Below are 26,235 nucleotides of genomic sequence, written 5' to 3'. Positions count from 1 at the left end.
ACCGCCACCCATTTGCCGACCGGTCCAAGGTCACGGCACCGGAAGCGTTGGGCGACGACGGGCGGGCAGGGCTCTTTCGGGCCGCTGCCCGCCCCGTCGTGGTTGACGGTCTCAGATGGCCCCGCCGAAGTGCCGCTCCACGATCGCCGCGGCATTGGTGCCGCGCGGCAGAATGCCGTACTGGTGGCCGCGGGCCTCGCCGAGCCGGGCGGCGACAAACGCATCGGCACTCGCCGTGGGAGCGTGACGGAGCATCAGCGAGGACTGCAGGGCCAGCGCCATGCCCTCGACCGTCGCCCGGGCGCGGACCTGCGCGGCGAGCGGGTCACGCAGGTCCTCGGCCAGCTCCTGTCGCACCCGGCGGATGTGCGCGTCCAGTACGGAACTGGCACCGGCGGTGGTCTCCAGCTCGGCCCAGAAGGCGTCCAGTGACCGCGGGGTCCTGGCGATGCCGCGCAGCACATCGAGCGCGATGACGTTTCCGGACCCCTCCCACACCGCCATCACCGGCTGCTCGCGGTAGCGCCGGGCCAGCGGCCAGTCCTCGGTGTAGCCGTTGCCGCCCAGGCATTCCAGCGACTCGTAGGCGTGGTGCGGGCCGCGCTTGCAGATCCAATACTTGGACACCGCGGTGGCCAGCCGCCGGAACATCGCCTCGGACTCGCCGCTGTCGGCCTCGTACGCATGGGCCAGGCGCAGTGAGGTCCAGGTCGCGGCCTCCGTCTCCAGCGCCAGATCGGCGAGAACCGCCGTCATGGCCGGCTGGTCGGCCAGCCGGGCACCGAAGGCGCTGCGGTGATGCGCATGCCAGAGCGCCTCGGACACCGACTGGCGCATGCCGGCGGTGGTGCCGAGCACACAGTCGAGCCGGGTGTGGTTGACCATCTCGATGATGGTGGGGACGCCACGGCCGGGTTCGCCGACCCGTACCGCCCAGGTGCCGTCGAACTCCACCTCGGAGGAGGCGTTCGACTTGTTGCCGAGCTTGTTCTTCAGCCGCTGGATACGGACGGTGTTACGGGTGCCGTCGGCCAGTACACGCGGCACGAGGAAGCAGGTGAGTCCGGCCTCGGCCTGGGCCAGGACCAGGAAGGCGTCCGACTGCGGGGCCGAGAAGAACCACTTGTGCCCGGTCAGCAGATGGCTCCGGCCCTCGGGGTCGGAGGCCAGCGGGACGGCCCGCGTGGTGTTGGTGCGGACGTCGGAGCCGCCCTGCTTCTCCGTCATCCCCATGCCGAAGATCAGCCCGGACTTGCTGCCCGGGGCGATCAGCCGGGGGTCGTACGAACGGCTGAGCAGGCCGGGCAGCCAGTCCCGTCCCACGTCCGGGTCGTGCTGCAGGACCGGGACCACGGCATGCGACATGGACATCGGGCAGGCGTGGCCGGGTTCGATCTGGGCGAACAGCATGAACGAGGCCGCTCGTGCCACCGCGGCTCCGGGCTTCGGGTCGGCCCAGCCCGCAGTGTGCGTCCCATGACTCACCGCCGCGCCGATGACCTCGTGATAGGCGGGGTGGAAGTCGATCTCGTCGACGCGGTTGCCGTAGCGGTCATGGGTGCGCAGGACGGGCGGGGAGGTGTGGGCGAGCTCCGCACTGGTCTGGAACCGCTCCGAACCGACCAGGGCGCCGATGTCGTGCAGCTCCGGCTCGTGCCAGGCCGCACCGAACGTCCGGACCGCCTGTGCGAGTGGCAGATTGGTGCCGTACTCGTCGAGGCCGGTCCGGGGTGGTGCCTGGTTGGTGACCGCATGGGTGGCGTGCGGTGCGGGGGCGTCGGGCCGCAGACTCACGATGCTCTGAACCTCCATTCATATCTTTCTTCGTCAGTTAATCACTGCTCACTCTCGGGGTGCAATGGCTGGTCCGTCGCGGAATCGCCGTTCCTCTTTCTGCTCAGCTTCATTCCGTCGCAGTACACCCAGCGCTCACGCTCGGCGTCGTACAGCCACACCGCCTCGCCGTCCACGACCAGCCCCACCCGCAGCCCCTGCGTACGGCGGCGGAAGGTCTCCCCGTCGATATGCTCGTCGGCCAGCTCCTCCACCGCGCGCCGGTACTGGGTCAGCGACTCCTGGACCCGGGCCAGCAGGGGGCGGGGGTCCGCCTGACGGGCGAGCGGCTGCCCGGCCAACGGCGGCCCGTGCGGTACGGAGACGAGCAGGCGGCCGTCGACCCAGGCCGACCAGCCGTCGGCGCACAGAACCTGCCCCCAGTCCCCGCGCCGGTCGATGAGCTGTACCGGGAGCAGCGGGTCGAGCGGTTCGATGGGACGGGACATGTCCGGTGCCTCCCATGCGGGCAGCCCGCCCTGGGGGACGACATGGGTTGGGTGGAACTCCGGAGTCACCATGGGCGCCTGCTTTCGCTACTTCCGCATGATGGCGGGTCCATGCCGACGCAGCAGCCGGGCGACCGCGATTCCGAAGACGACTGAGAGTGTCACCAGCATCCCGATGTTGAGCAGCCCCGCGGAGTACGCGAACAGCAGGTCCGCCGTCAGCCTGCCCGGCACGATCGGGGGTCGCGCCCGACGTGGTCATCGCGGCTCGGACTTTCGATGACGAGTCCGGGCGCAGTCGGCGCGACAGGCCGCCCTCCCATGCCCCAGATTCTAGCGATGCACGCTGTTGTGTGCCCGGCTCATCGTTCTGAATGGCCTCCGCCCAGCCGGTCCGCTGCCGCCCGGCAAGGGCAACCCGCTATCGGTGACATCGGCTATGGGAAGCTGCGGAATGGGTTCGTGCGTGGGCGATGAGGACCACCAATTGGTGTGTCATCTGCGGATCGTCCTGCTCCGCGGTGTTCGGTCGCGCAGGACAAGCAGGGTCCAGCCGCGGCCGGTTGGATCGAGTGGTCTGGTCGCGGCGGTGAACAATTCGGCGGCTCGGCGGTAGGAGAGCCGCCCTTGGCCGGTCACCGGGCAGCGGTCGGCTGTCGGCGTGGTGGCGGGAGCACGCCGGTCGGTGACGAACACCGGCCCTGCAGTGCGCCCGGCAAGCAGCATGGGTAGCAGGCGTGCGGCGCCCGATCCCCAGCTCAGGGGTGCTGCCGCGCCCGCTCTGGTGCGTCGACCGGGCAGGTCGAGGTGGTCGATGTCGAGGGCGAGTACCCGTTCGACGGGGGCACCCGTCTCGTGGAGGAGGTGCCACAAGACCAATTCCCTGAGCGGGGCCCGCAAAGCGAGAGCGGCGCGGGCCCGATCGGGCGCGTCAGCAGTCGGCCTCGCGGCCATGGAAGCACCAGAGGGGGTCGGTGCCGGTCCAGGAAGTGGCGTCGGTAGCGCCAGTCCAGCGGCCGGGTCTTCCGTGATCCAGCCTCGTGCTCGCCACCATGCGGTCGCGGCTCGGAGGCAGGCCAGTTCGCGGGCCAGCGTGCGTGGTTCCACAGCGGCGGCGCGGTCGACCAGTCCCCGTTGCAACCGCTGCGCGGCCTGCGGGTCGTCGAGCTGGGCCAGCGGCACGACGGGCGGGAGGGCGCCTCTGCGTTCGCGACCGGTCGGGGCCCGGCGGTCGACGAGCGGCCAGGCCCACCCGTGCAGCGAGATGCGGTAGACGCGGCTGGAGGAGTTACCCAGCCCGGCCGGTGAGGTAGCGGTCGACTGCGGCGCCGTACTCCACCGATGCCGGGCGAGGCGTGCCCACCCCGTCGGTTCGCTGCTGACTCATGCTGACCACATCCGCAGTAAATGAGTTCTTTGGAGACGATTCCATTCTTCGGCAACGGAGCCTACCACCAGGCATGTTGCAGTAAATAGGGCTCATTTACTGCGCTAATTCACTTCGGAAGTGAAATTGCTCGTAAGGGACTCAACTTTCTTTCCCGAAATACTTGTGGTGCATAGGGCGGCGGCGGAACATTGCGGGCTATGACACTTCGTGCTCGCCCTCCTGCTGCAGCGGGTCCCCGGAAACCCCGGCACCGTCTGCGCGTGCTGCGGCACTCCCGGTTCCGTCGCTTCCTCGTCGGCCAGAGCACATCGTTGCTCGGCTCCGGCATGAGCACGATCGGCGCGACCTTTGCCGCACTGCAGCTGCCTGACGGCGGGGTCGACGCCGTCGGCCTGGTCATGGCGGTGCGAATTCTGGCGGTCCTGGCTGTGCTGCTGCTCGGTGGCGTGTTCACCGACCGGCTCGGGGCCCGGTCGGTGATGCTGACAGCGGATCTGCTCCGGTTCGCCGCCCAGGGCGTCCTGGCCGTGCTGCTGGTCACCCACAGTGCGCAGCTCTGGGAAATTGTCGTGCTGGCGGCGGTTCTCGGAATCGGCGAGGGTGGGTTCAGCCCGGGCCTGACAGCCCTGGTGCCCGGCCTGGTCCCTGCGGAGGACCTTGCGGACGCCAACTCGCTGCTGCAGACCGCCCAGGCAGTCGCCTCGGTCGTGGGTCCCGGTGTGGCCGGTGTGCTCGTCGCTGTTTCCGACGCAGGCACAGTGGTCGCGGTCGACGCGGTCAGCTACGGCGTGAGCGCCCTGGCTCTGGCCGGACTGCACCTGTCGCAGCCGGTCACGCCCCGCCGCGGATTGTTCACCGACCTCGGACGCGGATGGAAGGAGTTCACCTCCCGCACGTGGCTGTGGGTCACGACCCTCCACATCAGCCTGTTCAATTTCGTCCTCTGGGCGCCGTTCCTGGTGCTGGGACCGGCTCTTGCCCAGCAGCGGCTCGGCGGCGCGAGTTCCTGGGGTCTCGTGCTTGCCCTGTACGGCGCCGGCTCAGTCGTCGGTGGCCTGGCGCTGCTCGGCAGGAACCCCAGTCGAGCACTCGCCTGGTCCATGGCCGCATCTGCGGGCTGGGTGCTACCGGCGGCCGCGCTGGCCGCGCGGCTGCCGCTGGCCTGCGTGGCAGCGGCAGCATTCCCCGCGGGGGCCGGGGCAGCGGCGTGCAACACCCTGTCGACGACCGTCATCCAGCGCGAGATTCCCGCCGAGGTCCGCGGACGCATCAGCGCGTTCGACAGCCTGGGCGCCTTTGCGCTTGGACCGCTCGGGCTGGCGCTGGCTGGGCCGGTGTCGGGCGCCGTGGGGGCAGAGCGGCTCCTGGCATTCGGCGTGATGTGGCAGCTGACCGCGGTCGGAGCGGTACTGGCGCTCCCCTCCGTGCGACGGCATGGAGCAACCCCACAGCTTGACGTGGTGCGCTGAGCCCGCCGAACGGCCGGGGCCGCCTCGACGCGGCCCCGGCCGAACTCAGGCGTCCAGCGCCGCGGAGACCACGGCTTTGGCCTCCTCCTGCACCCGGCCGAGATGGTCGGCGCCCAGGAAGGACTCGGCGTAGATCTTGTACACGTCCTCGGTGCCCGATGGGCGGGCGGCGAACCAGGCGTTCTCGGTGGTCACCTTGATGCCGCCGATCGGTGCGCCGTTGCCGGGCGCCTCCGTCAGCACGGCCGTGACCGGTTCACCGGCCAGGGTGTCGGCGCTCACCTGCTCGGGGGAGAGCCGTGTGAGAACGGCCTTCTGCTCGCGGTCGGCGGGAGCGTCGATCCGGGCGTACGCCGGCTCGCCGAACCGGGCGGTGAGCGCCGCATAGTGCTCCGACGGGGACTTGCCCGTCACCGCGAGGATCTCGGCGGCGAGCAGCGCCAGGGCGATGCCGTCCTTGTCGGTCGTCCACACCGATCCGTCACGTCGCAGGAAGGACGCCCCGGCCGACTCCTCGCCGCCGAACCCGAGCGATCCGCCGACCAGGCCGTCCACGAACCATTTGAAGCCGACCGGCACTTCGACCAGCTCACGGCCGAGGTCGGCGGCGACCCGGTCGATCATTCCCGAGGAGACCAGCGTCTTGCCGACCCCTGCCGCGGCCGGCCACTGCTCGCGGTGGGCGTACAGGTAGTTGATGGCGGCGGCGAGGTAGTGGTTCGGGTTCATCAGCCCGGCGTCGGGTGTGATGATGCCGTGCCGGTCGGCGTCGGCGTCGTTCCCGGTCGCGATCTGATAGCGGTCACGCTGCCCGATCAGCGAGGCCATCGCGTACGGCGAGGAACAGTCCATCCGGATCCTGCCGTCCCAGTCGAGCGTCATGAACCGCCAGGTGGGGTCGGTCAGCGGATTGACCACGGTCAGATCGAGCCGGTGCTGTTCGGCGATACGGCCCCAGTACGCGACGGACGCGCCGCCCAACGGGTCGGCACCGATGCGTACTTCGGCCGAGCGGACCGCGTCCAGGTCGAGCACGGACGGCAGGTCCGCGACATAGCTGCCGAGGAAGTCGTACGTCCCGGTGGTCGACGCCGCCCGTGCGCGGGCGTAGGGCAGTCGTCGTACATCCTTCATTCCGGCCGCGATGATCTCGTTGGCCCGCTCCTGGATCCAGCCGGTGGCATCGGAGCCGGCCGGGCCGCCGTTCGGCGGGTTGTACTTGAACCCGCCGTCACCGGGCGGGTTGTGGGACGGCGTCACCACCACACCGTCGGCGAGCTGCGAGGTCCGGCCCCGGTTGTGGGTGAGGATGGCGTGCGACACCGCCGGGGTCGGGGTGTATCCGTCGGCCGGATCGATGAGCACGGTCACGTCATTGGCGGCGAACACCTCGATGGCGGTGATCCGGGCCGGTTCCGACAGTGCATGGGTGTCGGCGCCGAGAAAGAGCGGCCCGTCCGTGCCCTGCCGTGCCCGGTACTCGCTGATGGCCTGGCTGGTGGCGGCGATGTGGTCCTCGTTGAACGCAGTGGACGTGGACGACCCTCGATGGCCGGAGGTACCGAACGCCACCCGCTGGCCGGGCTCGGCCGGATCCGGGTGCAGCGTGTAATACGCGGTCACCAGCCGGGCCACATCGGTGAGATCCTCCGGCCGGGCCGGCTGTCCAGCTCGTTCGTGCGCCATCTGCCCACTCCTCCGTATCGGTCGGTACTTGCGGTCTTCCCCGCCGTCATTTTCGCGGGTGGCCTGCGCCGGTCCGCGACTGCCCCACCGTGGACACGCACCGGGGCGGAGGGCAGAGTGCTCGCGTTCGCCGGCCCGGAGGACTGACGTGCGTTGTCGAGCCGGGCGCGGAATCCGCCGAGCTGGCGCCCTCCGGCAGGATCGCGGGGGGACGAGGGCTGCGGCACAGTGGGCATATGGACGATCTGAATGCCCTCGCCGACGAGCATCTGGCCGCGGCCCGCACCTCGGCACACGGCCGCAGCGCCCACCGCCTGCTGCATGAGGAACCCCTGCGCCAGACCGTCATCGCCCTCACCTCCGGATCCGCCCTCGACGAGCACAATGCACCCGCCGCGGCCTCGCTCCAGGTGCTCCGCGGCAGGGTGCGCCTCACGGCGCCCTCCGGCGATGTGGAGCTGAGCGCCGGAGGACTCCACCCGATCCCGCAGGAGCGGCACGGGCTGCTGGCGCTGGAGGACGCCGTGGTGCTGCTGACCACTGTCAACGAGTGACGGCGACGGATCCGGGACGTGCGGCGGAGGCCATCCGGACGCGCTCGAGGACCCACAGCACAAGGCTTCCGGCAGCCAGCGAACCGCCCAGGAGGCAGATGCCGCTCCAGCCCGCCCGCGCCCAGACCACCGAAGTGAGTGCGGCTCCGACCGCCCCGCCCATGAAGAAGAGCGTCATGAATCCGGAGTTGATCCGGTTGCGGGCCTCCGGGCGGAGCGCGTAGATCACGTTCTGACTGCTGTTGAGCCCCGCCTGCTGGGCGATGTTCAGCGAGATCACCCCGACCGCCAGCCACAGCAGGGAGGATTCGCCGGCCAGCAGCGGCAGCCAGGAGAGCGTGAGGAGTGCGGCCGCCGTTCCCGACACGGCCTGCACCCGGCCCCGGTCGCTCAACCGGGCCGCGACGTTCATGCCCACCACACCTATGACGCCCAACAGACCGAAGAGCCCGACGGCGGCGGCGCTCCAGTCGAAGGGAGGCCGGGTCAGCAGAAACGTCAGCGCGGTCAGTTGCACGCTGTACGAGGCCATGGAGAACGCGCCGATGGCCGCCCGCCAGCGCAGCAGAGGCTCCTGCCGCAGCAGGGACAGCGTGGAGCGCAGCAGCCCGGCGTACGACATCGGGGCCGCGTCGCGCGGCCGGGGCAGTCGGGGGAGCCGGTTGTGCAGAAGTATCGCCATGACGGCCATGAGCAGCGCGTTCACCCAGTACGCGGTCCGCCAGCCGCCGAGCTCGGACAGCGCACCGGAGGCCAGCCGTCCGAACAGGCCGCCGAGCAGTACGCCGGACATGACGACGCCGACGATCCTGCCGCGTTCGGCCGGAGCCGCGAGGGTCGCCGCGAACGGCACCACGACCTGAGCCCCGACGGAGGTCAGCGCGGTGAGCAGGGTTCCGGCGATCAGCAGGGGGCCGGTGGGGGCCACCGCCGTCACCAGGAGAAAGAAGGCGGTCAGCGCAAACAGGCTCACGGCGAGCCTTCGGCGATCCATGATGTCCCCGAGGGGAACGAGCAGGATCAGGCCCAGCGCGTACCCGGCCTGGGCGGCGGTCACGATCAGCCCCGCTGCGGTGACCCCGATGTGCAGATCCACCTCGATGACGTCGAGCAGCGGCTGCGCGAAGTAGTTGCCGGCGACCGAGAGCCCGGCGGCGAAGGCCATCAGCAGGATCAGGCCGCGCCCGAGCGCAGGCGAATCGGGGAGAGTGTGCGGGACGGCCCGGCTTCGGGTCCCGTGTGTGGAATGAGCCATGTCCCTCAGCGTCGGGGATCCACCATCCATGAGTCCAACACATGTTTTTCATTCCATTGATCGTGGTTCACGATGGATGGATGGAACTTCAGCAGATGCGGTACGTCGTCGCGGTGGCGGAGCTGGGGAGCTTCACCCGCGCCGCGAAGAGGTGTCTGGTCGTGCAGTCCGCGTTGAGCCATCAGATCGCGAGGCTGGAGAAGGAGCTGGGGGCCCGGCTCTTCGACCGAACCAGCCGTCAGGTGCGGCTCACCGCGGCGGGTGAGGCATTTCTGCCGGAGGCCAGGCAGGCGCTGGACGCGGCGGAGCGGGCCCGTGCCGAAGTAGCCGCATCGGCGGGGGAGGTCCGCGGACGCCTTGCGGTCGGAGCCATCCCGACCGTTGCCGCGGTCGACATCCCGGCCGCGCTGCGGGCGTTCCACCTCCGCTACCCGAAGGTGCATATCGTCCTGCGGGACGGGGCGAGCAAGGACCTGGTCCAGGAAGTGCGGGACGGCACGCTCGATGTGGCGTTCCTGGGCGTGCTGCCGAGCTATCGGCCGAAGGGCGTGAGCGATCACGAACTCGCCACGGGCGAACTGGTCGCCGTCGTGGCACCGACCCACTCCCTGGCCGGACAGACAGAGGTGGGCCTGGAACGGCTTGCGCAGGAGGTGTTCGTCGACCATCCCGACGGCACCGCGGCCCGGGCGCAGTCGGACGAGGCGTTCGCGGCGATGGGGCTCACCCGCGAGGTGGCGTTCGAGGTCAGCGGCACCGACTACATCGTCCGGCTGGTCCGCAGCGGGCTCGGCATCGCCATGCTTCCGGCCGCCTTCGCGGCGGAACTGACCGGCCTGCATGTGCTGTCCGTCCGCGACGCGCCCGCCCGCACGGAGCGGCTGGTCTGGAGCCGCTTCCGCCCCACCCCGGCCGCTGCGGCGTTCCTGACCGGGCTCGGTGTCTACGCACCGGGGTGACCCTTCCGTTGCGGATTCGGGCCCAGTAGGGCGGATCGAGGCGTTCATCGACGGCCGGCCGGTCATCGATGTGACCGACACCCGCTATGCACGCGACAGGATCGGGCTCATTGTGTTCGGAGGCTGCAACGCCTACCAGGACACTTTCGTCACCGCACCAGAGGAGAGCCGCCCTCATGCCCGACAGACTCGACCTGCTGGTCATCGGCGAATGCGTCGCCGACATCGTCCGGCTGCCAGGTGCGGCCGACCAGGTCCACCCGGGAGGCAGTCCGGCCAACGTCGCTCACGGTCTGGCCCGGCTCGGGCACGGTGCCACCCTGCTCACTCAGCTCGGCCCGGACGACAACGGGCGGCTGATCAGGGAGCATCTGGCCGGTGCCGGGGTCGAAGTCCGCACGGACAGTGCCACGGCGCCCACCCCGTCCGCCGCCGTGACCCTGGACGACGGCGGCCATGCCGCGTACACCTTCGAGATCGCCTGGACGCTCGACCCGGTCATTCTGGACCGGCCGCCCCACCACGTCCACACCGGTTCCATCGCGACGGTGATGGAACCCGGAGCGGCCACCGTCCTCTCCGCCGTCGAGTCGCTGCGTACGTCCGCGACCGTCAGCTACGACCCCAATGTGCGGCCCGAGCTGATGGGGGACCATGACGCGGCTGTACGCAAGGTCGAGCGCTGCGTCGCGCTCAGCGATGTGGTCAAGGCCAGCGACGAGGACCTGCAGTGGCTGTATCCGGGCCAGGAGCCGGAGCAGGCCGCCGAGCGGTGGCTCACCACGGGCCCGGCCGTCGTCCTCGTCACCCGGGGAGGCGACGGCGCCCTGGCCGTCCTTCCCGACGGGCATGTGACGGTCGACGCGCTGCCCACCGACGTGGTCGACACGGTGGGGGCGGGCGACGCCTTCATGTCCGGCACCCTGCATGCCCTCGCCTCGCACGGGTTGCTCGGCGCGGACAGTCGTGGACGGCTGCGCTCGCTGGACCGGGACATCATGACCGACGTCCTGTGTCACGCCGCGGCCTGTGCTGCCGTGACCGTCGCACGGGCCGGTGCCAACCCGCCGGACGAGGCGGAACTGAAGGCGGCACTCGCCCGGTGCTGAACACGACGACGCCACCGCCCCCTTGCGAGGCGGTGGCCCCATCGTGTCGCCGGGATTGGGTCGGCCGACCGGGACGGTCCGGGGGAGCGCCGAGTACGTTACCCAGGCGGCACCCGATGCGGTGTGCTGTCCTCGTCGAGGAACTCGATGACGGCGAGGACGAACAGTGCGCATAGCGCGATGCACACCGTGACCAGGCCCGTCGGCCGATCCCACGCCACCAGGACCGCGGCGGCCACCACGACGACCGTCCAGTTCAGCCAGCGCCTGGCGCGATGCACCCAGCTGCCGACCGTGCCGCCGGTGACACCCGCCGCGTCCCGCACGGCACCGATGCCGTCGCTCCACATCGCTCTGACTCGGGTGGCGGCGTGACTGTCACCGGTGAGCCAGGCGGCGAGGGCCACCACAATGCCGAGCGTGATCACCAGGCGGATCAGGGCACGTACGTAACCGAACAGGGCGTCGAACACGGAACCGGCCGCCGGCTGCGACACCTCGGACGGGAGACTGTCGAGATAGAAGGCGCGGCCCACCCACACGGCCAGCCCGAGCACCGCGGCACCCGCCGCGACCGCGAGCGCCGTCGTGATCAGTGCGTGACGGCGGCGCACCGCGAGAAGCACCCCGCCCGCGGCAAGTACCAGAGTGACCACCGGCAGCCAGAAGCCGATGATCTGGAGGGCCCGGAACCACTTCTTGGCGTTGCCGACCGAGTCGGAGGTCAGCACCGTGAAGTCGGTGTGGATTACCGGGATCTTCGCGGCGATCGTCAGCCCCCGGTCGACGAGGCGTTGCTTCACCCGGTCGATCACCGGTGCCAGGTCGATGGTGACGGTGTCATTGGTGAGTTTCACCGCCCCGCCGCCGCTCCCGGACAGTGCCTTCATCGTCACGGCATGGGCTGTCCGGTTGAGGTCGGTCCAGATCGTCTCGAAGGCGTCGCTGGTGACGAACTTCTCCACGGCCCCGTGCACGAAGTCCGAAAGCCCCGTGGTCAGGGGGCCGCTCAGTCTCGAGAGCGCCTTGTCGACAACCGGCCGGTCCGCGGGGGCGACATCCGCCAGCAGCGCCTTCACTTCGAGGTGCTTCATGACGGCGCCGGTGACGCGATCGGCCACCGCGGACTGCACATCGGGGTCGGATGCGAGCGGCGTCATCATCGCCACATAGTTGTCCGTGTTGCCGATCTGGTTCTTCGCCCAGGTGGACACGATGCTGAGCGGCGTGAGGACGGCCGCGACGAGGATGAGCAGTACGGCGAAGAACGAACGGGCCCGCAGCCGGTGCCGTGCCGGGGCCCAGGCCTCCAGCACCGCCACCCTGGCGCGCAGCGCCTCCAGTTCCGTGCGCGCTTCCGGGGACTGCGACTGGCTACCGTCCGCGTCCATGCCCCAAGAAGATGCCCTGCCGGTGCACACAGCGCGGCGGACTGCTGCGGGCGGGTGAACACGTTCACCGGGCGCGCGGCTCGGCTCGGTCCGCTCGGCCCATCGGTGACCCGTTCGGCTCAGCGAGCGCATCCTCGCCGGGGCGACTGCCGTTCGACAACCGGTAGACGTGATCGATCACGAATGAGGGGGCGGAACATGGGGCGGGCCGACATGGGTGTCGCGGTTACGGGAGTGGGTCTGGTGACCCCTGCGGGTGCGGAGGAGCACAGCTTCTGGGCGGGACTGTGCGCCGGTGTGTCCGTGGCGCGGAGCTGTCCCGAACTGGCCGGGCTGCCGGTCGACTTCGCCTGTCCGGTGGACGGGATAGACCTGGACGACGCCGTCGGCGGACGCTCGGCGTGGCGGATGGCACGGTTCGTGAAGATGGCGCTGGTCGCCGCCCGCCAGGCGGTGGCGGACGCCGGGCTGTCGCCGGAGCGGTGGGACGGCGACCGGGTGGGAGTGGTGCTCGGCGTCGGTGTGGGCGGGGTTTCCGTGCTCGTCGACAATCTGCGCAGGCTGGACGGCGGCGGACCGGCAGCGGTGTCTCCGCTCCTGGCCCCGATGATGATGCCCAACGCCGCCGCCGGGGAGGTGGCGATCGCCCTGCGGGCCCACGGTCCCAGCCTGGCACCGGCCACGGCCTGCGCCTCCGGGGCGACCGCGATCGCCGTCGCCCGTGATCTGCTGACGAGCGGCCGGTGCGATGTGGTGGTGGCCGGCGGCGCGGAGTCCGTACTGACTCCGCTGGTGGTGAGCGCCTTCGCGGGAATGGGAGCGCTCTCCCTGCGTACGGGCGATCCGGCGGGGGCATCGCGGCCGTTCGCCGCGGACCGGGACGGTTTCGTGATCGGTGAGGGCGCCGCCGTGCTCGTGCTGGAGCGGACACCCGATGTGCACGGCCGCGGGCGGCGGCCGCGCGCCCTGCTGGCCGGCGCGGGTTCCGGCACCGATGCCCACCACCCGACGGCCCCGGACCCGGAAGGAGCCGGTGCGCGCAGGGCCGTGGAGGCTGCGCTGCACGAGGCGGGCTGGGTGGCCCACGAGGTCGACCACATCAATGCGCACGGCACATCGACCCCGCTGAACGACGCGATGGAGACTGCGCTCATCTCGGGGCTCTTCCCCCACCGGCCGTCGGTGACCGCCCCGAAGGGTGTGCTCGGGCACACCCTCGCCGCGGCAGGGGCGATCGAAGCGGTGGCCACCGTACTGACTCTGGAGCACGGCCTCGTCCCGCCGATCGCCAACCTGGACTCGCTGCCGGACGGGTTCGACCTCGACTGTGTGGTCAAGCAGCCCCGCATGCAGCACGTCGAGCGGGCACTCAGCCACTCCTTCGGCTTCGGTGGACACAACGTCGCGCTCGCCTTCCAACGCGTCGACGCGGACGGCCCGCCGAGGACGGCCCCCGGTGTCCTCACCCTCGGCTGATCGTTCTTGTCTCATGACCGCAACGATCGACAGCCCCTCCGCGGAACAATCCACGGACCTTCTCACCAGTGTGCTCCTCGGCGACAACTTCCGGCGGGAGCACGGATTCTGGCGCCGGATGATCAGCACAGAACCGTTCCGCCGCCCGGACCGCTGCACTCCCGACGAACGCCTGCGACTCGCGTACGAGCGGCTGCGCATCCTCAACGACTGCCTCGACAGCGGCGTCCGGCTCGCCACCGACCCCCGCGCCCTCGCGGCCCTGCACGAATGGCTCGGCCCGGTCGACCCGGCCCTCACCACGGTGGCGGGCATCCACTACAACCTCTTTCTCGGCAGCCTCCTCGACCACGAAGGCGATAGCCGACGCGATCTGTCGGACTTCCTCCGACTGCGCAGCATCGGCACCTTTCTCTGTACGGAGGTGGCGCACGGCAACGACGCGGCGGCCATCGAGACCACGGCTGCCTACGACCGCGAACGCGACGGGTTTGTGTTGCACACACCGCATGCCGGCGCCCAGAAATTCATGCCCAACACCAGCCCGGCAGGCGGCCCCAAGACCGGTCTTGTGGCGGCGCGTCTGCTCGTCGAAGAAATGGACCACGGCGTCTTCCTCTTCCTCGTACCGCTCACCGATGCCGTACGGGCCCTGCCCGGAGTACGGGTACGCAGACTTCCCGCGCGCCTGGGAAGCCCGGTGGACCACTGCCTGACCTCCTTCGACCAGGTCTTCGTGGGGCGCGATGCGCTGCTCGGCGGGGACCACGGACGGATCGGCGACGACGGCGAGTTCAGCAGCGCCGTTGACAACCGCAGGCGTCGCCTCCTCGCATCGATCGGGCGCGTCACCTCCGGCAAGATCTCCATGAGCGCCTGCGCGGTCGGCTCAGCGCGCGCAACGCTCGCCGTCGCCGTCCGCTACGGCGGCCACCGGTACATCTCCGGGCCCCGCGGATCGCGTCAGGTACCGGTGATGGCCCACCGCAGCCACCATGGCCCGCTCGCCCGGGCCATGGCCACCGTCTTCGCGATGAGCCTGCTGCACCGCAGGGCCTTGAACCGCTGGGAGCGACGGGAGGACGGCTCGGGCTCCGGCCGGGATGAGGCGGAGCGGCTGGTCGCCGTCGCCAAGGGATGGATCACCTGGCAGGCCAGGTCCGTGATCGTCGAATGCCGTGAAAGGTGCGGTGCCCAGGCGCTCCTGGAGAACAACGGCATGACCGAACTCATCACCGGAGTGGAAGGTGTCATCACCGCCGAGGGCGACAACCTGGCCATCCACGCCAAGGCGGCCGCGGAAATGCTCTTCGCCACCGAACCGGCTGCCTGCGACGCTCCCCTCGTCGGCGAACCAGGTGATCTCACCGACCCCCGGTTCCTCGGCGGGCTCCTGGCTGCGCTGGAGGAGATCTGGTTCGGCCGGGCCAGGGAGAGGCTGGGCCGCGCACCGCACGGTGATTCGCTGGAGCGGTGGAACGCCGCATCCGGTCCTGCCCTGCGCGGCGTCGAGGCGCACGCCCACCGGCAGGCGGCCGAGGCGTACAAGGACGCGGTGGCAGGTCTGCAGGACGGGCCCGCCCGTGAGCGACTGGTCGAGCTGCAGCGGCTGTTCGCGCTCGACCGGATCGCCCGGAACAGCGGTGATCTGCTGGCCGCAGGATATCTGACGCCCCATCAGGTCAATTTGCTGCCGGACGCCCTGGAGCAGCTGATCACCGCCGTAGCCGCTCATCTGCCCGCCCTCGCCGACTCCTTCGCGCTGCCGCAGGAACTGCTCGCCGACTGGCCCATCGCGGGGGCCGATTACGTCGATGCCTATGACGATCCGGCGGCCGCTTGGCAGTCGGACGGGGACCGGACGACCGCTTCGGGGGAGCGGTGAGGGTCACGACAGGGACGGGAACAGTTGTGCGAACGTGTCGGGTGCAGGAGGCGGCCGGGGGCCTCGGTGTCCGCGTTGTTCTGCTGGTCTTCTGGGGTACGGCAGCCGTCCTGGCCCGCTGGTGCAAGCAGCCGGAGCAGGGCGGTGGCGAATCGGTTCGGCACAAGGCGTAACTGGAGGCGCGTCACCCAGTTGATTCGGCGTCGGGACGTTGCCCCCACCGTCCCGGCAGGCGTACCGAATGATGGAGAGGAAGCCCATGAGTGCGATTCATCCCAAGATCACTGAGGTTCTGACACGCACCTTCAAAGTGCCCGTCGCCGAGATCCGCCCGGATTCCACGATGGACAGCCTGGAGATGGACTCGCTCGCCGTCGCCGAATTCGCCGTCCTCATCAGGGAGACGATGGGCGGCGACGGGGACTTCGACAAGCTCCCCAAGGACGCCAGCCTGGCCGACATCACGCGGTTCATCGACGCGACAGCCGGCGGCGGGGCGCTGATGGGCGGCGAAGCACCGATGAGCAACGCCCGATGAACAAGCCGGCGATTGCCGTAACCGGCCTGGGAATGATCACTCCGGTCGGCAACGACACCGAGTCCACCTGGAAAGGTGTGTGCGCCGGAGTCTCGCCGGTGCGTACCGTCGCGGCGCTCGAAGGGTGCGCGATCGACTTCGCCTGCACGGTCGACGACATCGATCTGGACGCCGCGATCGGCGGCCGTACCTCATTCCGGATGGGGAAGTACGTCAAGTTCGCCGTTCTCGCCGCCCGGGAGGCGGTCGCCGACGCCGGACTCGACCCGGCGCAGTGGGAGGGCAGCAGGGTCGCGGTGGTCGTCGGCACCAGCAGCGGAGGCTCCGCCGCACTGACCGAGCAGGCCGTTGTGCTCGACCGGCACGGACCGAATGCCACCTCGCCGTCGGGCATCCTGCTCACCATTCCGAACATGCCCGCGGCCGAGATCGCCATCCAGCTGCGGGCCACCGGTCCCAGCCTGGCACCGTGCACAGCCTGCTCGTCCGGCGCCACCGCACTGTCCGTCGCCCGAGATCTGCTGGCCACCGGACAGTGCGACATCGCGATCGCCGGAGCCACCGAGTCGATCGTCTACCCGGTCGCCATGACCGGATTCGCCCGGTCCGGAGCCGCGGCCCGGGCGGACGGCGACCCGGCCAGGCGGTGCCGGCCCTTCGCGGCCGACCGTGCCGGGCTGGTCATGGGCGAGGGCGCCGCAGTCATGGTGCTGGAACGGGCTGACGACGCCGCCGCCCGGGGCGCCGCGCCGCGGGCATTGCTCGTGGGCACCGGTGCCACCACCGACGCCCACCACCCCACCAGCCCGCACCCGTCCGGCGTGGTCGCCCAGGCCGCGGTCGAGGCCGCGCTGCGCGACGCGGGCTGGGCGGCCGAGGATGTCGAGCACGTCAACGCACACGGCACGGCGACACCGATCAACGACGCCACCGAGGCCGCCCTCATCGGCCGGGTCTACCCGCATCGGCCGCCCGTCACCGCCCCGAAGGGCGTACTCGGGCACTGCATGGGGGCAGCCGGAGCGATCGAGGCGGGGCTGACCGTCCTGACGCTCCAACGCGGAGTCGTACCGCCGATCGCCAACCTGGACGCCCCGGCGCCCGAGTTCGACATCAACTGCGTCACCAAGGAACCCCTGCGGCAGCCCATCCGGCGCGCCGTCAGCCACTCCTTCGGCTTCGGTGGACACAACGCCGTGATCGCTCTTCAGCGTCCCTAGGCTCCGGCCCGGCACCGGTGCCCGTCGCGGTCTGAGGGCCCGGCGCATATGATCGACCGGCCAAGTACCGACTGCCGTCCCACCGTCCTGCCGTGCCACCGGGAGTGCCCCATCCGTTCCGTACGCATCCGGCTGCCCGAGCAGCGCGGTGAACTGCTGACCCGGCACGAGGACGGCCTGGACCTGCACCATCTGGTGTGGCGGATCGGTCCGGGGTGGAGGGCGTGCAGCAGCGCCGTGCTCGGCGGAGGCGTCGGCCCGCGTGCCTGGATCCTCAACGCCCAGGTGCCCGGCGGCTACCCGCGCCTGGACCCCGACCGCCATCTCGCTGAGATCGCCGCAGCGGAACACCTCACCGGCCCCGGCGCCGGACTGATGACGGCCGCCGATGTCACCGCGTACACAGTCGCCGCCGACGAGGGGGTGATGGCGACGGCCACCTGCGGACTCGGTGTACGCGGCTGGGCCGCAGCCCCGGCCGAGGGCACTGAGGGGCCGCCGCGGCCGGGTACGGTCAATATTGTCGTCACCCTGCCGGTGGCACTCTCCGACGCTGCACTCGTCAACGCGGTCGCCACTGCGACCGAGGCGAAGGTCCAGGCGCTCCTGGACGCGGGACTCGACTGCTCCGGCACCCCCACCGACGCCGTCTGCATAGCCGCCCCCTCACCGGGACCCGCTCCCGGCGAACCCTTTGCGGGACCGCGTTCCCGCTGGGGTGCGCGACTCGCCAGGGCCGTGCACGCTGCCGTCCTCGAAGGTGCGCTGCGGCAATGCTGAGAACCCACCGAGCCGCAAGCCGACCGGGGCGCGGCCGACAAAGGGAGTCCTCTCATGAGCTCAAGCGCTACCGACGCCACCCAGCAGCGGCCGACCGTCGCCGTCCTCGGCACCGGCATCATGGGATCAGGCATGGCCCGGAGTCTGCTCCGGGCCGGACTCGACGTCCGTGCCTGGAACCGTACGCAGACCAAGGCAGCCCCGCTCGCCGCCGACGGCGCCACGGTCGCGGAGACTGCTGAGGAAGCCGTAAGCGGCGCCGATGTCATCCTCACCATGCTCAACGACGGCCCCGCCGTCGCCACCGCACTCACCGCCGCGGCTCCGGGGCTGCGCGCCGGCCAGATCCTGCTCCAGAGCTCGACCGTCGGGCTCGACGCCACCTCCGATCTCGCCCGTCGAGCGGCGGACTTGGGCCTTGTCTATCTCGACGCACCGGTCTCCGGTACCAAACAGCCCGCGGAACAGGGCGCGTTGACGGTCTTTGTGTCCGGTACCTCCACCGCCCGAGCCACGGTGGATCCCGTGCTGGACGCGATCGGGCAGCGCACGGTCTGGGTAGCCGAGACCCCGGGAGCGGCCTCGCGGCTGAAGCTCGTGGTCAACACCTGGGTGATCAACATGGTCAACAGCATCGCGGAATGCCTCAACCTTGCTGAGGGACTGGGGATCGCCCCACAGACGTTCCTCGACGTCATGAAGGGCGGCCCGCTGGACTCCGCCTATCTCCAGGGCAAGTCCGCCGCCGTTCTCTCCGGTGATCTCACCCCGAGCTTCTCCGTGACCAACGCCCTCAAGGACAGCCGCCTCATCCTGGACGCGGCACAACCGTCGGGGGTGAGGCTGGACCTGGTCGCCGCGTCGGCCGACCGTTTCGCGCGCGCCGAGGCGGCAGGGCACGGCGGCGAGGACATGATCGCCACCTACTACGCGGGCCGCGCCGAGGAGATGGACGGCGGCTGAGTCCCGCCGGATGGCCCGCCCGGGGTGCCGGAGCAACCCGCTCCGGCACCGCCGAACCCCGCAGAGCCGTCAGACGACCTGCACCTCGTGCCGTACCACGGCATCGAACAGGAAACCCTGCGTGTTGTGGACGGAAACCTCGGGTTGAGTACGGCCCGTTCGGTCCGTCGCCCGCGCCAGCAGGACGGCAGGACCACGGTCCCTCGGCAGCCAGTCGGCCGACCAGCGGACCCAGCTTCCGCTTCTCGGCTCGTCGAGCAGCCTCGCACGCCGCCACCTCACGCCCCCGTCAGTGCTGACTTCGACCGTACGCACGGGCGCCCCGCCCGACCACGACCGCCCCGTCAGGACATGGCGCCTACCGGCGGTGAACGAGGCACCGGGCGCCACCTCGAAGGCGCTCTTCAGCGTCTGCTGGAACATCGGAGCCCCCTCCGGTGGATAGGCGGTGCCGAACAGCCGGTAGATGCTGGTGTTCCACGGGGAGAACAAGGGCTCCGCGCTCACTTCGATGTCGCCGACCCACTTGAGGCTCGCGATGCCGATCCAGGACGGCACGATCAGCCGCACCGGATAGCCGTGATCGGGCGGCAGCGGCTCACCGTTCATCTCGTACGCGAGCAGCACGTCGTCCAGCGCCTTCGCCACCGGCATCGGCCGGCGCACCCGGCCCAGATTGATCCCGTCGCTGATCACCTCGTCGTCCAGGCCGCGCGGCATCACATCCACCGCATCCCTGCCGATCCCCGCGCGCCGTAGCACATCGGCGAGCCGCGCCCCGCGCCAGCGGGCCGTACCGATTGCGCCCAGCGTCCAGGTGGTGCCAGTGACCTGCTGGTTCTGCTGTGTCGTGTAGAAGTTGCGGGCGTTTCCCGCGCACTCGATGAACGCGGTACGGGTCACCGAAGGCAGCGCGCGCAGTTCTTCGTACGTGAATTCCACCGCCGGGCCGTTCAGCCCGCTGCCCCAGACGGTCAGCCTCCAGTCCGACGCGTCGATCCGCGGGGTGGCGGTGTGATTGCGTACGAAGAAACGGTCGGCCGGAGTCAGCAGCCCGGTATCGCTCAGCGCCGCGAAGTTCGTCTCGGCGTTGGTGTCGCGCACGGTGAAGAGCTCGGGTGGCAGCGGTTTCACGATCCCGGGGGCGGGGGAGGCCGCGGTGGGTGCCGCGTGCGCGGGACCAGCGAGCCCGGCCAGCGGCCCGGCCACCGAGGCGGCCGCCACGAGTTTCATCAGGTCACGGCGCTCGATACCGGCGGACCGTGCGGCACCACGCGACCACTGGCGCAACCGCATCCCGTCGTACGCGGCCTCGGACGGTGGATCGGATCTCATGAATGTCTCCAGGGGGTGAGGAGGATGGGGACAGTGGTCATGAACCGGTCAGACACGGGAAGTCGCTGCTCGGCGCGGGCCTTCAGGGCGGGACGACGACGGACCAGTGCTGCCCCGGCAGCCGCCGAGCACATCCGGCGCGCAGACGGACCAGCGTCAATGTCCAGCGCCTTACCCAGGCCGATCAGCGCATTCCACCAGTCGGTCGTGGGATGGCCGGGCCACGCAGGCGTCGACCGTGCACTCTTTCGCTCGCTCCGCACCGGCAGTCCGCGCAGTGTGGGCCGTCATCTCGTCACGCTCCCCTGGTCGTAGGTGAGGTGTATGCGTCTGCCCCCAAAGGAGGCTCCCATGCGAAACAGCGGAATTCGATCAGGTCACTTGGCATCGATGGCAGGAAATCATCGTGATCCCTCGTCATATCTGCGCAGGCAAGGCGCACCGGACAGCGGAACGCCCCACCGGTACGGGGGAGCCCGGTGGGGTGGTTGCACTCCAGAGTGCCACAGCGGACGGCGCATCGGGACCGACCGGCTCATATCCAGTGGTAGTTGAGTCGAAATCGACGGTGAGGTGACGGTCCCCCGCGGCGATGTCCGTGCGTGTCCGGTTGTTACGGCCTGGTGCGCGATAGAGAGTGGATCAGGCCGTTAGGCTCCGATGGTGAAATTCGGCGTGAACATACTCAATTTCGGTGCTGGCACCACCCCGGCAAGCCTCCTTCAACAGGCAATGGACGCCCGTGAGTTGGGGTACTCCTTCGCGATGATCTCCGATCACATCGCGGTCACCCCAGATGTGCACGAGACGTATCCCGCCCCGTTCTACGACCAGTTCGTACTTGCCGCGCACATCGCCGGGCGGGTACCCGGTCTGGTGCTCGGTACGACCGTCACCGTGATTCCGTACCGGCACCCTCTGCAGACGGCCCGGCTCGCCGCCAATATCGACAACCTGAACGCCGACGGGTTCATCCTCGGCGCGGGGATCGGCTGGTCCAGGGCTGAGTACGAGGCGCTGGGAGTGCCCTTTGCCGAGCGGGGACGGATCACCGACGAATACCTGGCCGCCATCCGCGCCGCATGGGCCGAGGACCCCACGACGTTCCGGGGCGACCACGTCTCGTACCAAGGCGTACGGACCGCACCCGCGCCCGCATCCGCCCCCTGCCTGCCCGTCTGGGTCGGTGGCAACTCGGCCGCTGCGCAGCGCCGAGCCGCCCGGCTGGGTGAGGGCTGGCACCCGTACCGGCTGCCGCTCGATGCGATCCGTGCCGGGCTACCGGTGATCGCCGAGGAGGCCGAACGGGTCCGGCGCCCCGTTCCCGCGCTCGTGCCGCGATTGCAGATCCGCGTCACCGACGCACTCTTCGGCAGTGAACGCCCCGCCGGGCATGGCACGATCGACAGGATCCGGGCCGATCTGGCGGAACTCGGCGAGCTGGGCGCCACCCATGTGCTGCTCGACGTCAACCCGGACACACCAGCCGAACGCGGCACCGCGGGCGACGACCGGGGGCTTCTCGAACTCCTTGTGAACAAGGTCGTGGACCCGGTCACGGGCGGCGTCCGCTGAATCATTGCGGCCCGATAAACACTCCGCTGCGCTGAACCGCAACACAGTGACCTTCGTCCCGGGACTTCCGGGCCGAAGGTCACTGCCATATCCCGTACCGGGACCTTCGGCGCACTCCAAGAGGTCGTAAGCCTCGTGTGCTGCCCTTTGCCAACCGGGTTGAATGGGACAGAACGCCGGCGCGGGGTCGGCAGAGCCCGGGAGGAATGGGCCGTGAGGATGGGGCTCCAGCGCCAAGTGGAGACGCGTGGAGCGACGCTCCCGGGTACGGACGCGGGTGAGGCAGCCGTATTCGCCCCCCGGATTGGCAACGGGGCGTTGTTCGGCGGGCTGGCGCTGTTGACCGTCCTGTTCATCATCCTCGACACCTGGACCGGGGACGAGCTGCGCGTCGTACCGCTCCTCGTGGTGGTGCCCGCACTCGTCTCGGTCTTCGGAACGATCCGGCAGACCGTGGGCGTGGCCACCTGGATCACGACCGTCGTCGTCTGCTCCCGACTGGCGACCGGGGGAACGTTCTGGGACGTCGCCACCAACGTCGCCTTCACTGTGGTGGCCTGCTTTCTGGGGGTCGGCTCCTGTGCGTTGCGGATCCGCCACGCCGCCGAGATAGCCAGGCTGCGCTCCGCCGCCGTCGCGCTCCAGCGGCAGATTCTGCGCCCGCTGCCCATCCTGACCGAGCAGATCTTCGCGCACGGCATCTATACGCCGATCGAGGAGGACCGCCTGGTCGGCGGTGACATCTACGAGGTCGTGCAGTCGCCCTACGGAACCCGGGTGATCATCGGAGATGTCCAGGGAAAGGGGCTCGCGGCGATCGGAGCAGGCTTCGCCGTGCTCGGAGCGTTCCGGGAAGCGGCCATTCGTCAGCCCACCCTGACCGGAGTGGTCGATGCGCTCGAGGACGCGGTCGCCCGGCACAACGAGTTCTCCGCCCAGACCGGAGAGATCGAACGCTTCGTCACCGCCCTGGTGCTCGGCTTCGACGGGGAGGACCGGGTGCAGGCCGTCAACTGCGGCCATCTGCCGCCCCGGCTGCTGCGCGACGGCGTGGCCTGCCAGGTTCCGCTCCGCCGTGCATCCGTTCCGCTGGGTATGGCGGAGCTCAGCACGGAGGCACGGGTCGCGGAATGGCTGGACTTCCCTCCGGGCGCCACGCTCCTGGTTTTCACCGACGGGGTCACAGAGGCCCGCGACGCATCGGGCGCCTTCTATCCGCTGGACGCCCGGCTGGGACGCTGGGCAGAACGTGGTCCGCGCGAGGTGCTGGACGCGCTCCACGCCGACCTGGAGTCCTTCTCCGAAGGCGTGCGACGTGACGACATTGCTGTCCTCGCCCTGCGTCGGGCACCCGCGGGAAGACGCCAGCGGCCCGTGTCGACCGGCCACCGTGCTCGCCGGGCCGCTGAGACCTTCAGCGGCCGCTAAGGGCTGAGCCCTTAGGGCGGCCGAACGTTACACCTCCCCTCGCTCACCGTGTCGCCACCAGGGGGCGCAGCGGGCTTTCGCGCAGCCGGACCACCGCCGGGGCGCAGCGCCTCGCCGCGATTGTCAGCGGCCAGGCGACGAGCGCGCCGGTGGCCAGCCCGATCAGCACATCGTGCGGGTAGTGCACACCGATCCACACCCGGGACGCCGCCATCAGCAGGGCGGCAGGCACCGCGACCGCCCCGAGCCGGCGGTCGGTCAGCCAGATCGCCATCGCCGCGGCCGCGGCGATGGCGGCGTGATTGCTGGGGAAGGACCAGTCACCGAGAGGGGGACATGCTTCCACTGTCACGACATGCAGGGTCTGGCACGGCCGTTGCTCTTGGAATGCCGACTTCACCAGGTCGTTGACGATGTACGCGGCCACCACGACGAGCGGGGTGCAGAGCGCCATGGCGGTACGGGCCGGGCCTGCGGAGCGGGAGCGCCACCACGACACGAGCATCAGCAGGCCGAACAGGGCCAGCCCGTAGTCCGACCAGACCTGAATGGCGGAATCCAGAGCGGCGGGGGAGCGCTGGGCCAGCTCGGTGATCCAGGTGTACAGGTCGCCGTCGATCGAGGCGGCGGTGGAGGCGAGAAGCATCAGCTGTTGTCTCCTTCGGCGGTGCGCCGGCCGCGGGAGCGGAGCAGCTCGGCGGCGAGCGGAATGAGGGAGACCACGACCACGGCAGCGACGATCGGCAGCAGATAACGGTCGACGTTGGGCACCGAGGACCCCAGCGCGTATCCCGCGAGGACCAGCCCCACGGTCCAGACCGTCCCGCCGACGACCTGCCACAGCGTGAAGCGTCCGGCAGGGACGTTGAGCGCCCCGGCCAGCGGGTTGAGCACCGTCCGTACGACGGGTACGAAGCGGGCCAGCACGATCGCCCGCGCATGGCCGTATCTGGCGAGCAGCTCCTCGGCGCGAGCGGCACCCTCGTGCAGCCGTCTGGCACGGCTGCGGGCGAGCACGGCCCGGCCACCGCGGCGACCGATCCAGTAGCCCGCCTGCGCACCGAGCAGCGCGCCGGTCATCGCGGCGATCAGCACCTGCGGCAACGACAGCTCGACCGGACCGTGGTTACCCGACGCGCAGAGCAGGCCCGCGGTGAACAGCAGCGAATCGCCGGGCAGAAAGAAGCCGACGAGCAGTCCTGTCTCGGCGAAGAGCACGACGGCGATGCCGAGCGCACCGAACGCTCCGAGCAGTGAACTTGCGTCGAGCAGGTTCACTGCTTGTGGCGAGGCCGCCAGTGAGAATACGGACACGGTGGAAGGTCTCCCATAATGGTGAGCGGGCGGCCTTGCGGAACGCCCGGACTGACTACAGTGATGTAGACGGTCTGCATCACTGTAGACGCCCGAAGGGGGAGGAGAGTTCCCATGTCTCAGGTGAAGGGGATATCGGGCGGAGAACCCGGCCTCCGCTCGTACGGCGAACCGGCCCACGGGCCGACAACGGAAGCCGGGCCGGAGCGTGCGCCGCAGCGCCCGTCACCGCACCACACCGCATCGGAGCGCCGCCCGTCCGGCGAGCTGGAGTCCGCGATCCTGGCAGCCCTGTGGGCGGCCGAAACGCCCCTCACCCCAAGCCAGGTGCAGGGTGCCATCGGGGCGACGCTGGCCCGCACCACCGTCACCACGATCCTGTCGCGGCTGTACGAAAAGGGCACGGTCAGCCGCACCCGTGCCGGCCGCGGATTTGCGTACACCCCCACCGAGGACGCGCCCGGGCTGACCGCCCGCCGGATGCACAGCGAAATGCAGAAGGAGGAGGACCGCAGCACGGTGCTGGCCAGATTCGTGTCGCAGCTCACCGATGAGGACGAGCAACTGCTCCGGGACCTGCTCGACGGAGAAGCCCGATGATCTATGCCGTCTGGGTTCCGCTGCTGATGCCCTTTGTCGCGGTACCCGCAGCCCGTGGCCTGGCGGACGCCCTGCCGCCGGTGCGGGCCGTACGGCTGCTCGCCTCGACAAGCATCGGCCTCGCCCTGTGCAGCCTGCTCGCCCTGGCCCTGCTGGTGGTGCCGGGTGCGACCCGATTCTCCGCCGTCTCCGCCCTCGGTGAACTCGTCAGACCGCTCTCCGAGGCCGCTCCCGCCGTCGCCGTGCCCCTCGCGGCCGTCGCACTGGCGCTACTCGCGGGCTGCGCCGCCGCCGTCGCCCGCACTGCCCGCCGCCACTGGGCAGAGCTGCACCGGGCCGAGCAGCCGTCCGAATACGCCGATGGCGAGCTGGCCGTCCTGCGCGACAGCCGACCCGACGCGTATGCACTGCCAGGACGTCCAGGCACTGTCGGCCGGATCGTCGTCACCACGGGGATGCTGCGCGCTTTGGACCCCGCCGAACGCGACGCCCTGCTGGCACACGAACGCGCCCATCTCGCGGGCCACCACCACCTCTTCATCGCGGCCGCCGAAGTGGCGGCACTCTGCCACCCGGCGCTGCGTTCCCTGCGTGCGCCCATGGGCTACGCCCTGGAGCGCTGCGCCGACGAGGCGGCCGCCTCCGCCGTCGGTGACCGAAAGGTCGCCGCCCGGGCCATCGGCCGAGCCGCCCTTGCCGCACGCGCCGCCGAAGGCGTACCGCAGTCCCGCCCACGAGTGGCGCTCGCCGCAGCGGCCGGGCCCGTACCGCGTCGCGTTGCCGCACTCCTCGGCCGGAGCGCCCCGCGGCCCCGCGTCGGCCGGACGGCGGCCGCCGCGCTGCTGGCCTGCCTCGTCGTCTCCGGTGCCGCCGCGCTCGACGCGACGAGCGATCTGCACAGCAGCATCGAGGCAGCGCAGGGCGAGGGCGCACAGCACTGACCGTTCCGACTCCTTCGAGCTCCTCTGACTCCTTTGAGCCGTTGCGCGCCCTTTCGTGCTCCGTCGCGCTACCCCGACCATGAAG

Annotated in this window: 24 protein-coding genes and 1 pseudogene; 14 read left to right on the top strand and 11 right to left on the bottom strand. The window is 70.3% G+C overall.

Annotation, left to right across the window (positions count from 1 at the left end):
• Positions 1–111: 111 nt before the first annotated feature.
• The 4 genes from ABT115_RS04225 to ABT115_RS04210 all read right to left on the bottom strand — a co-directional run bounded on the left by ABT115_RS04225 (position 112) and on the right by ABT115_RS04210 (position 3,155).
• Entirely contained in the window at positions 112–1,812 is a 1,701-nt protein-coding gene (locus tag ABT115_RS04225) for an acyl-CoA dehydrogenase family protein (RefSeq protein ID WP_351783843.1), read from the bottom strand.
• A gap of 23 nt (positions 1,813–1,835) precedes the next feature.
• Complete coding sequence (locus ABT115_RS04220; protein ID WP_351783841.1) at positions 1,836–2,354, bottom strand: SH3 domain-containing protein; 519 nt, start codon at positions 2,352–2,354, stop codon at positions 1,836–1,838.
• A 15-nt stretch (positions 2,355–2,369) separates the two neighbouring features.
• Positions 2,370–2,516, bottom strand: a complete 147-nt coding sequence (locus ABT115_RS04215) for a hypothetical protein (protein WP_351783839.1) — start codon at positions 2,514–2,516, stop codon at positions 2,370–2,372.
• 261 nt (positions 2,517–2,777) lie between these two features.
• Positions 2,778–3,155, bottom strand: coding sequence for a hypothetical protein (locus ABT115_RS04210; RefSeq protein ID WP_351783837.1), 378 nt, complete (start codon positions 3,153–3,155; stop codon positions 2,778–2,780).
• Positions 3,156–3,932: 777 nt separating this feature from the next.
• On the opposite strand from ABT115_RS04210, the gene ABT115_RS04205 reads away from it, so the two are divergent.
• Positions 3,933–5,141: an MFS transporter gene (locus ABT115_RS04205; RefSeq protein ID WP_351783835.1), complete on the top strand. Its 1,209-nt coding sequence runs from the start codon at positions 3,933–3,935 to the stop codon at positions 5,139–5,141.
• Positions 5,142–5,186: 45 nt separating this feature from the next.
• Here ABT115_RS04205 and pgm read toward each other — a convergent pair whose 3' ends face one another.
• Complete coding sequence (gene pgm, locus ABT115_RS04200) at positions 5,187–6,827, bottom strand: phosphoglucomutase (alpha-D-glucose-1,6-bisphosphate-dependent) (RefSeq protein ID WP_351783833.1); 1,641 nt, start codon at positions 6,825–6,827, stop codon at positions 5,187–5,189.
• Positions 6,828–7,063: 236 nt separating this feature from the next.
• Here pgm and ABT115_RS04195 point away from each other — a divergent pair, with 236 nt between their 5' ends.
• Positions 7,064–7,381, top strand: coding sequence for a cupin domain-containing protein (locus ABT115_RS04195; RefSeq protein WP_114242880.1), 318 nt, complete (start codon positions 7,064–7,066; stop codon positions 7,379–7,381).
• Here ABT115_RS04195 and ABT115_RS04190 read toward each other — a convergent pair.
• Positions 7,371–8,636, bottom strand: a complete 1,266-nt coding sequence (locus ABT115_RS04190) for an MFS transporter (RefSeq protein ID WP_351783831.1) — start codon at positions 8,634–8,636, stop codon at positions 7,371–7,373. The genes ABT115_RS04195 and ABT115_RS04190 overlap by 11 nt on opposite strands.
• An 80-nt stretch (positions 8,637–8,716) precedes the next feature.
• Here ABT115_RS04190 and ABT115_RS04185 point away from each other — a divergent pair, with 80 nt between their 5' ends.
• Together ABT115_RS04185 and ABT115_RS04180 are read left to right on the top strand one after the other, a co-directional pair.
• Positions 8,717–9,595 (top strand): LysR family transcriptional regulator, encoded by an 879-nt coding sequence (locus ABT115_RS04185; RefSeq protein ID WP_351783829.1) that lies wholly within the window; start codon positions 8,717–8,719, stop codon positions 9,593–9,595.
• Between the two features lie 176 nt (positions 9,596–9,771).
• On the top strand, positions 9,772–10,704 hold the full coding sequence (locus ABT115_RS04180; protein ID WP_351783827.1) for a carbohydrate kinase family protein: 933 nt from the start codon (positions 9,772–9,774) through the stop codon (positions 10,702–10,704).
• 98 nt (positions 10,705–10,802) lie between these two features.
• Here the strand turns inward: ABT115_RS04180 and ABT115_RS04175 are convergent, their stop codons facing one another.
• Positions 10,803–12,095, bottom strand: coding sequence for a hypothetical protein (locus ABT115_RS04175; RefSeq protein WP_351783825.1), 1,293 nt, complete (start codon positions 12,093–12,095; stop codon positions 10,803–10,805).
• A gap of 198 nt (positions 12,096–12,293) precedes the next feature.
• Between ABT115_RS04175 and ABT115_RS04170 the strand changes: the two genes are divergently transcribed.
• The 6 genes from ABT115_RS04170 (at position 12,294) to ABT115_RS04145 (ending at position 18,957) form a co-directional block, all read left to right on the top strand.
• On the top strand, positions 12,294–13,571 hold the full coding sequence (locus tag ABT115_RS04170) for a beta-ketoacyl-[acyl-carrier-protein] synthase family protein (protein ID WP_351783823.1): 1,278 nt from the start codon (positions 12,294–12,296) through the stop codon (positions 13,569–13,571).
• A gap of 13 nt (positions 13,572–13,584) precedes the next feature.
• A complete protein-coding gene (locus ABT115_RS04165) occupies positions 13,585–15,456 on the top strand; it encodes an acyl-CoA dehydrogenase family protein (protein ID WP_502969025.1) in 1,872 nt (623 codons plus the stop codon).
• Between the two features lie 259 nt (positions 15,457–15,715).
• Positions 15,716–15,994: an acyl carrier protein gene (locus tag ABT115_RS04160; protein WP_351783821.1), complete on the top strand. Its 279-nt coding sequence runs from the start codon at positions 15,716–15,718 to the stop codon at positions 15,992–15,994.
• Positions 15,991–17,214 carry a beta-ketoacyl-[acyl-carrier-protein] synthase family protein gene (locus ABT115_RS04155; protein ID WP_351783819.1) on the top strand — a complete coding sequence of 408 codons (1,224 nt, stop codon included), beginning with the start codon at positions 15,991–15,993 and terminating at the stop codon, positions 17,212–17,214. Before ABT115_RS04160 ends, ABT115_RS04155 begins: the two co-directional genes overlap by 4 nt.
• Positions 17,215–17,262: 48 nt before the next feature.
• Entirely contained in the window at positions 17,263–17,994 is a 732-nt protein-coding gene (locus ABT115_RS04150; RefSeq protein ID WP_351783817.1) for an adenosylcobinamide amidohydrolase, read from the top strand.
• Between the two features lie 54 nt (positions 17,995–18,048).
• The gene (locus tag ABT115_RS04145) at positions 18,049–18,957 is read left to right on the top strand and encodes an NAD(P)-dependent oxidoreductase (protein ID WP_351783815.1); all 909 of its coding nucleotides are present in this window, start codon (positions 18,049–18,051) and stop codon (positions 18,955–18,957) included.
• A gap of 69 nt (positions 18,958–19,026) precedes the next feature.
• On the opposite strand, the gene ABT115_RS04140 is transcribed toward ABT115_RS04145, so the two are convergent.
• Positions 19,027–20,292: a sulfite oxidase gene (locus ABT115_RS04140; protein ID WP_351783813.1), complete on the bottom strand. Its 1,266-nt coding sequence runs from the start codon at positions 20,290–20,292 to the stop codon at positions 19,027–19,029.
• Between the two features lie 72 nt (positions 20,293–20,364).
• Positions 20,365–20,570 (bottom strand): annotated as a pseudogene (locus tag ABT115_RS04135) (hypothetical protein); the annotation flags it as partial.
• 397 nt (positions 20,571–20,967) lie between these two features.
• Between ABT115_RS04135 and ABT115_RS04130 the strand changes: the two are divergent.
• Positions 20,968–21,867: a TIGR03619 family F420-dependent LLM class oxidoreductase gene (locus ABT115_RS04130; protein WP_351783811.1), complete on the top strand. Its 900-nt coding sequence runs from the start codon at positions 20,968–20,970 to the stop codon at positions 21,865–21,867.
• A 219-nt stretch (positions 21,868–22,086) separates the two neighbouring features.
• Positions 22,087–23,295, top strand: a complete 1,209-nt coding sequence (locus ABT115_RS04125) for a PP2C family protein-serine/threonine phosphatase (protein ID WP_351784053.1) — start codon at positions 22,087–22,089, stop codon at positions 23,293–23,295.
• A 43-nt stretch (positions 23,296–23,338) separates the two neighbouring features.
• Here the strand turns inward: ABT115_RS04125 and ABT115_RS04120 are convergent, their stop codons facing one another.
• Positions 23,339–23,941, bottom strand: a complete 603-nt coding sequence (locus ABT115_RS04120; RefSeq protein ID WP_351783809.1) for a phosphatase PAP2 family protein — start codon at positions 23,939–23,941, stop codon at positions 23,339–23,341.
• Positions 23,941–24,609 (bottom strand): DedA family protein, encoded by a 669-nt coding sequence (locus ABT115_RS04115; RefSeq protein WP_351783807.1) that lies wholly within the window; start codon positions 24,607–24,609, stop codon positions 23,941–23,943. The genes ABT115_RS04120 and ABT115_RS04115 overlap by 1 nt, the downstream gene beginning before the upstream one ends.
• Positions 24,610–24,876: 267 nt before the next feature.
• Between ABT115_RS04115 and ABT115_RS04110 the strand changes: the two genes are divergently transcribed.
• The gene (locus ABT115_RS04110; protein ID WP_351784051.1) at positions 24,877–25,209 is read left to right on the top strand and encodes a BlaI/MecI/CopY family transcriptional regulator; all 333 of its coding nucleotides are present in this window, start codon (positions 24,877–24,879) and stop codon (positions 25,207–25,209) included.
• On the top strand, positions 25,206–26,150 hold the full coding sequence (locus ABT115_RS04105; RefSeq protein WP_351783805.1) for a M56 family metallopeptidase: 945 nt from the start codon (positions 25,206–25,208) through the stop codon (positions 26,148–26,150). The genes ABT115_RS04110 and ABT115_RS04105 overlap by 4 nt, the downstream gene beginning before the upstream one ends.
• Positions 26,151–26,235: the final 85 nt, after the last annotated feature.

Origin of the sequence: Streptomyces sp. NPDC001832, from assembly GCF_040297265.1 — a bacterium.
Taxonomy (GTDB): Bacteria; Actinomycetota; Actinomycetes; order Streptomycetales; family Streptomycetaceae; genus Streptomyces.
Note: the sequence above shows the minus strand (reverse complement) of the source record. Positions and strands in the feature narration are given on the sequence as shown.

Coding starts and splice junctions, on each gene's coding strand:
- pgm (WP_351783833.1), bottom strand. CDS start 6,827: ATGGCGCACGAACGAGCTGGACAGCCGGCCCGGCCGGAGGATCTCACC.
- ABT115_RS04170 (WP_351783823.1), top strand. CDS start 12,294: ATGGGGCGGGCCGACATGGGTGTCGCGGTTACGGGAGTGGGTCTGGTG.
- ABT115_RS04175 (WP_351783825.1), bottom strand. CDS start 12,095: ATGGACGCGGACGGTAGCCAGTCGCAGTCCCCGGAAGCGCGCACGGAA.
- ABT115_RS04160 (WP_351783821.1), top strand. CDS start 15,716: ATGAGTGCGATTCATCCCAAGATCACTGAGGTTCTGACACGCACCTTC.
- ABT115_RS04220 (WP_351783841.1), bottom strand. CDS start 2,354: ATGGTGACTCCGGAGTTCCACCCAACCCATGTCGTCCCCCAGGGCGGG.
- ABT115_RS04190 (WP_351783831.1), bottom strand. CDS start 8,636: ATGGCTCATTCCACACACGGGACCCGAAGCCGGGCCGTCCCGCACACT.
- ABT115_RS04150 (WP_351783817.1), top strand. CDS start 17,263: ATGATCGACCGGCCAAGTACCGACTGCCGTCCCACCGTCCTGCCGTGC.
- ABT115_RS04105 (WP_351783805.1), top strand. CDS start 25,206: ATGATCTATGCCGTCTGGGTTCCGCTGCTGATGCCCTTTGTCGCGGTA.
- ABT115_RS04195 (WP_114242880.1), top strand. CDS start 7,064: ATGGACGATCTGAATGCCCTCGCCGACGAGCATCTGGCCGCGGCCCGC.
- ABT115_RS04125 (WP_351784053.1), top strand. CDS start 22,087: ATGGGGCTCCAGCGCCAAGTGGAGACGCGTGGAGCGACGCTCCCGGGT.
- ABT115_RS04145 (WP_351783815.1), top strand. CDS start 18,049: ATGAGCTCAAGCGCTACCGACGCCACCCAGCAGCGGCCGACCGTCGCC.
- ABT115_RS04225 (WP_351783843.1), bottom strand. CDS start 1,812: ATGGAGGTTCAGAGCATCGTGAGTCTGCGGCCCGACGCCCCCGCACCG.
- ABT115_RS04165 (WP_502969025.1), top strand. CDS start 13,585: ATGACCGCAACGATCGACAGCCCCTCCGCGGAACAATCCACGGACCTT.
- ABT115_RS04155 (WP_351783819.1), top strand. CDS start 15,991: ATGAACAAGCCGGCGATTGCCGTAACCGGCCTGGGAATGATCACTCCG.
- ABT115_RS04185 (WP_351783829.1), top strand. CDS start 8,717: ATGGAACTTCAGCAGATGCGGTACGTCGTCGCGGTGGCGGAGCTGGGG.
- ABT115_RS04180 (WP_351783827.1), top strand. CDS start 9,772: ATGCCCGACAGACTCGACCTGCTGGTCATCGGCGAATGCGTCGCCGAC.
- ABT115_RS04120 (WP_351783809.1), bottom strand. CDS start 23,941: ATGCTTCTCGCCTCCACCGCCGCCTCGATCGACGGCGACCTGTACACC.
- ABT115_RS04140 (WP_351783813.1), bottom strand. CDS start 20,292: ATGAGATCCGATCCACCGTCCGAGGCCGCGTACGACGGGATGCGGTTG.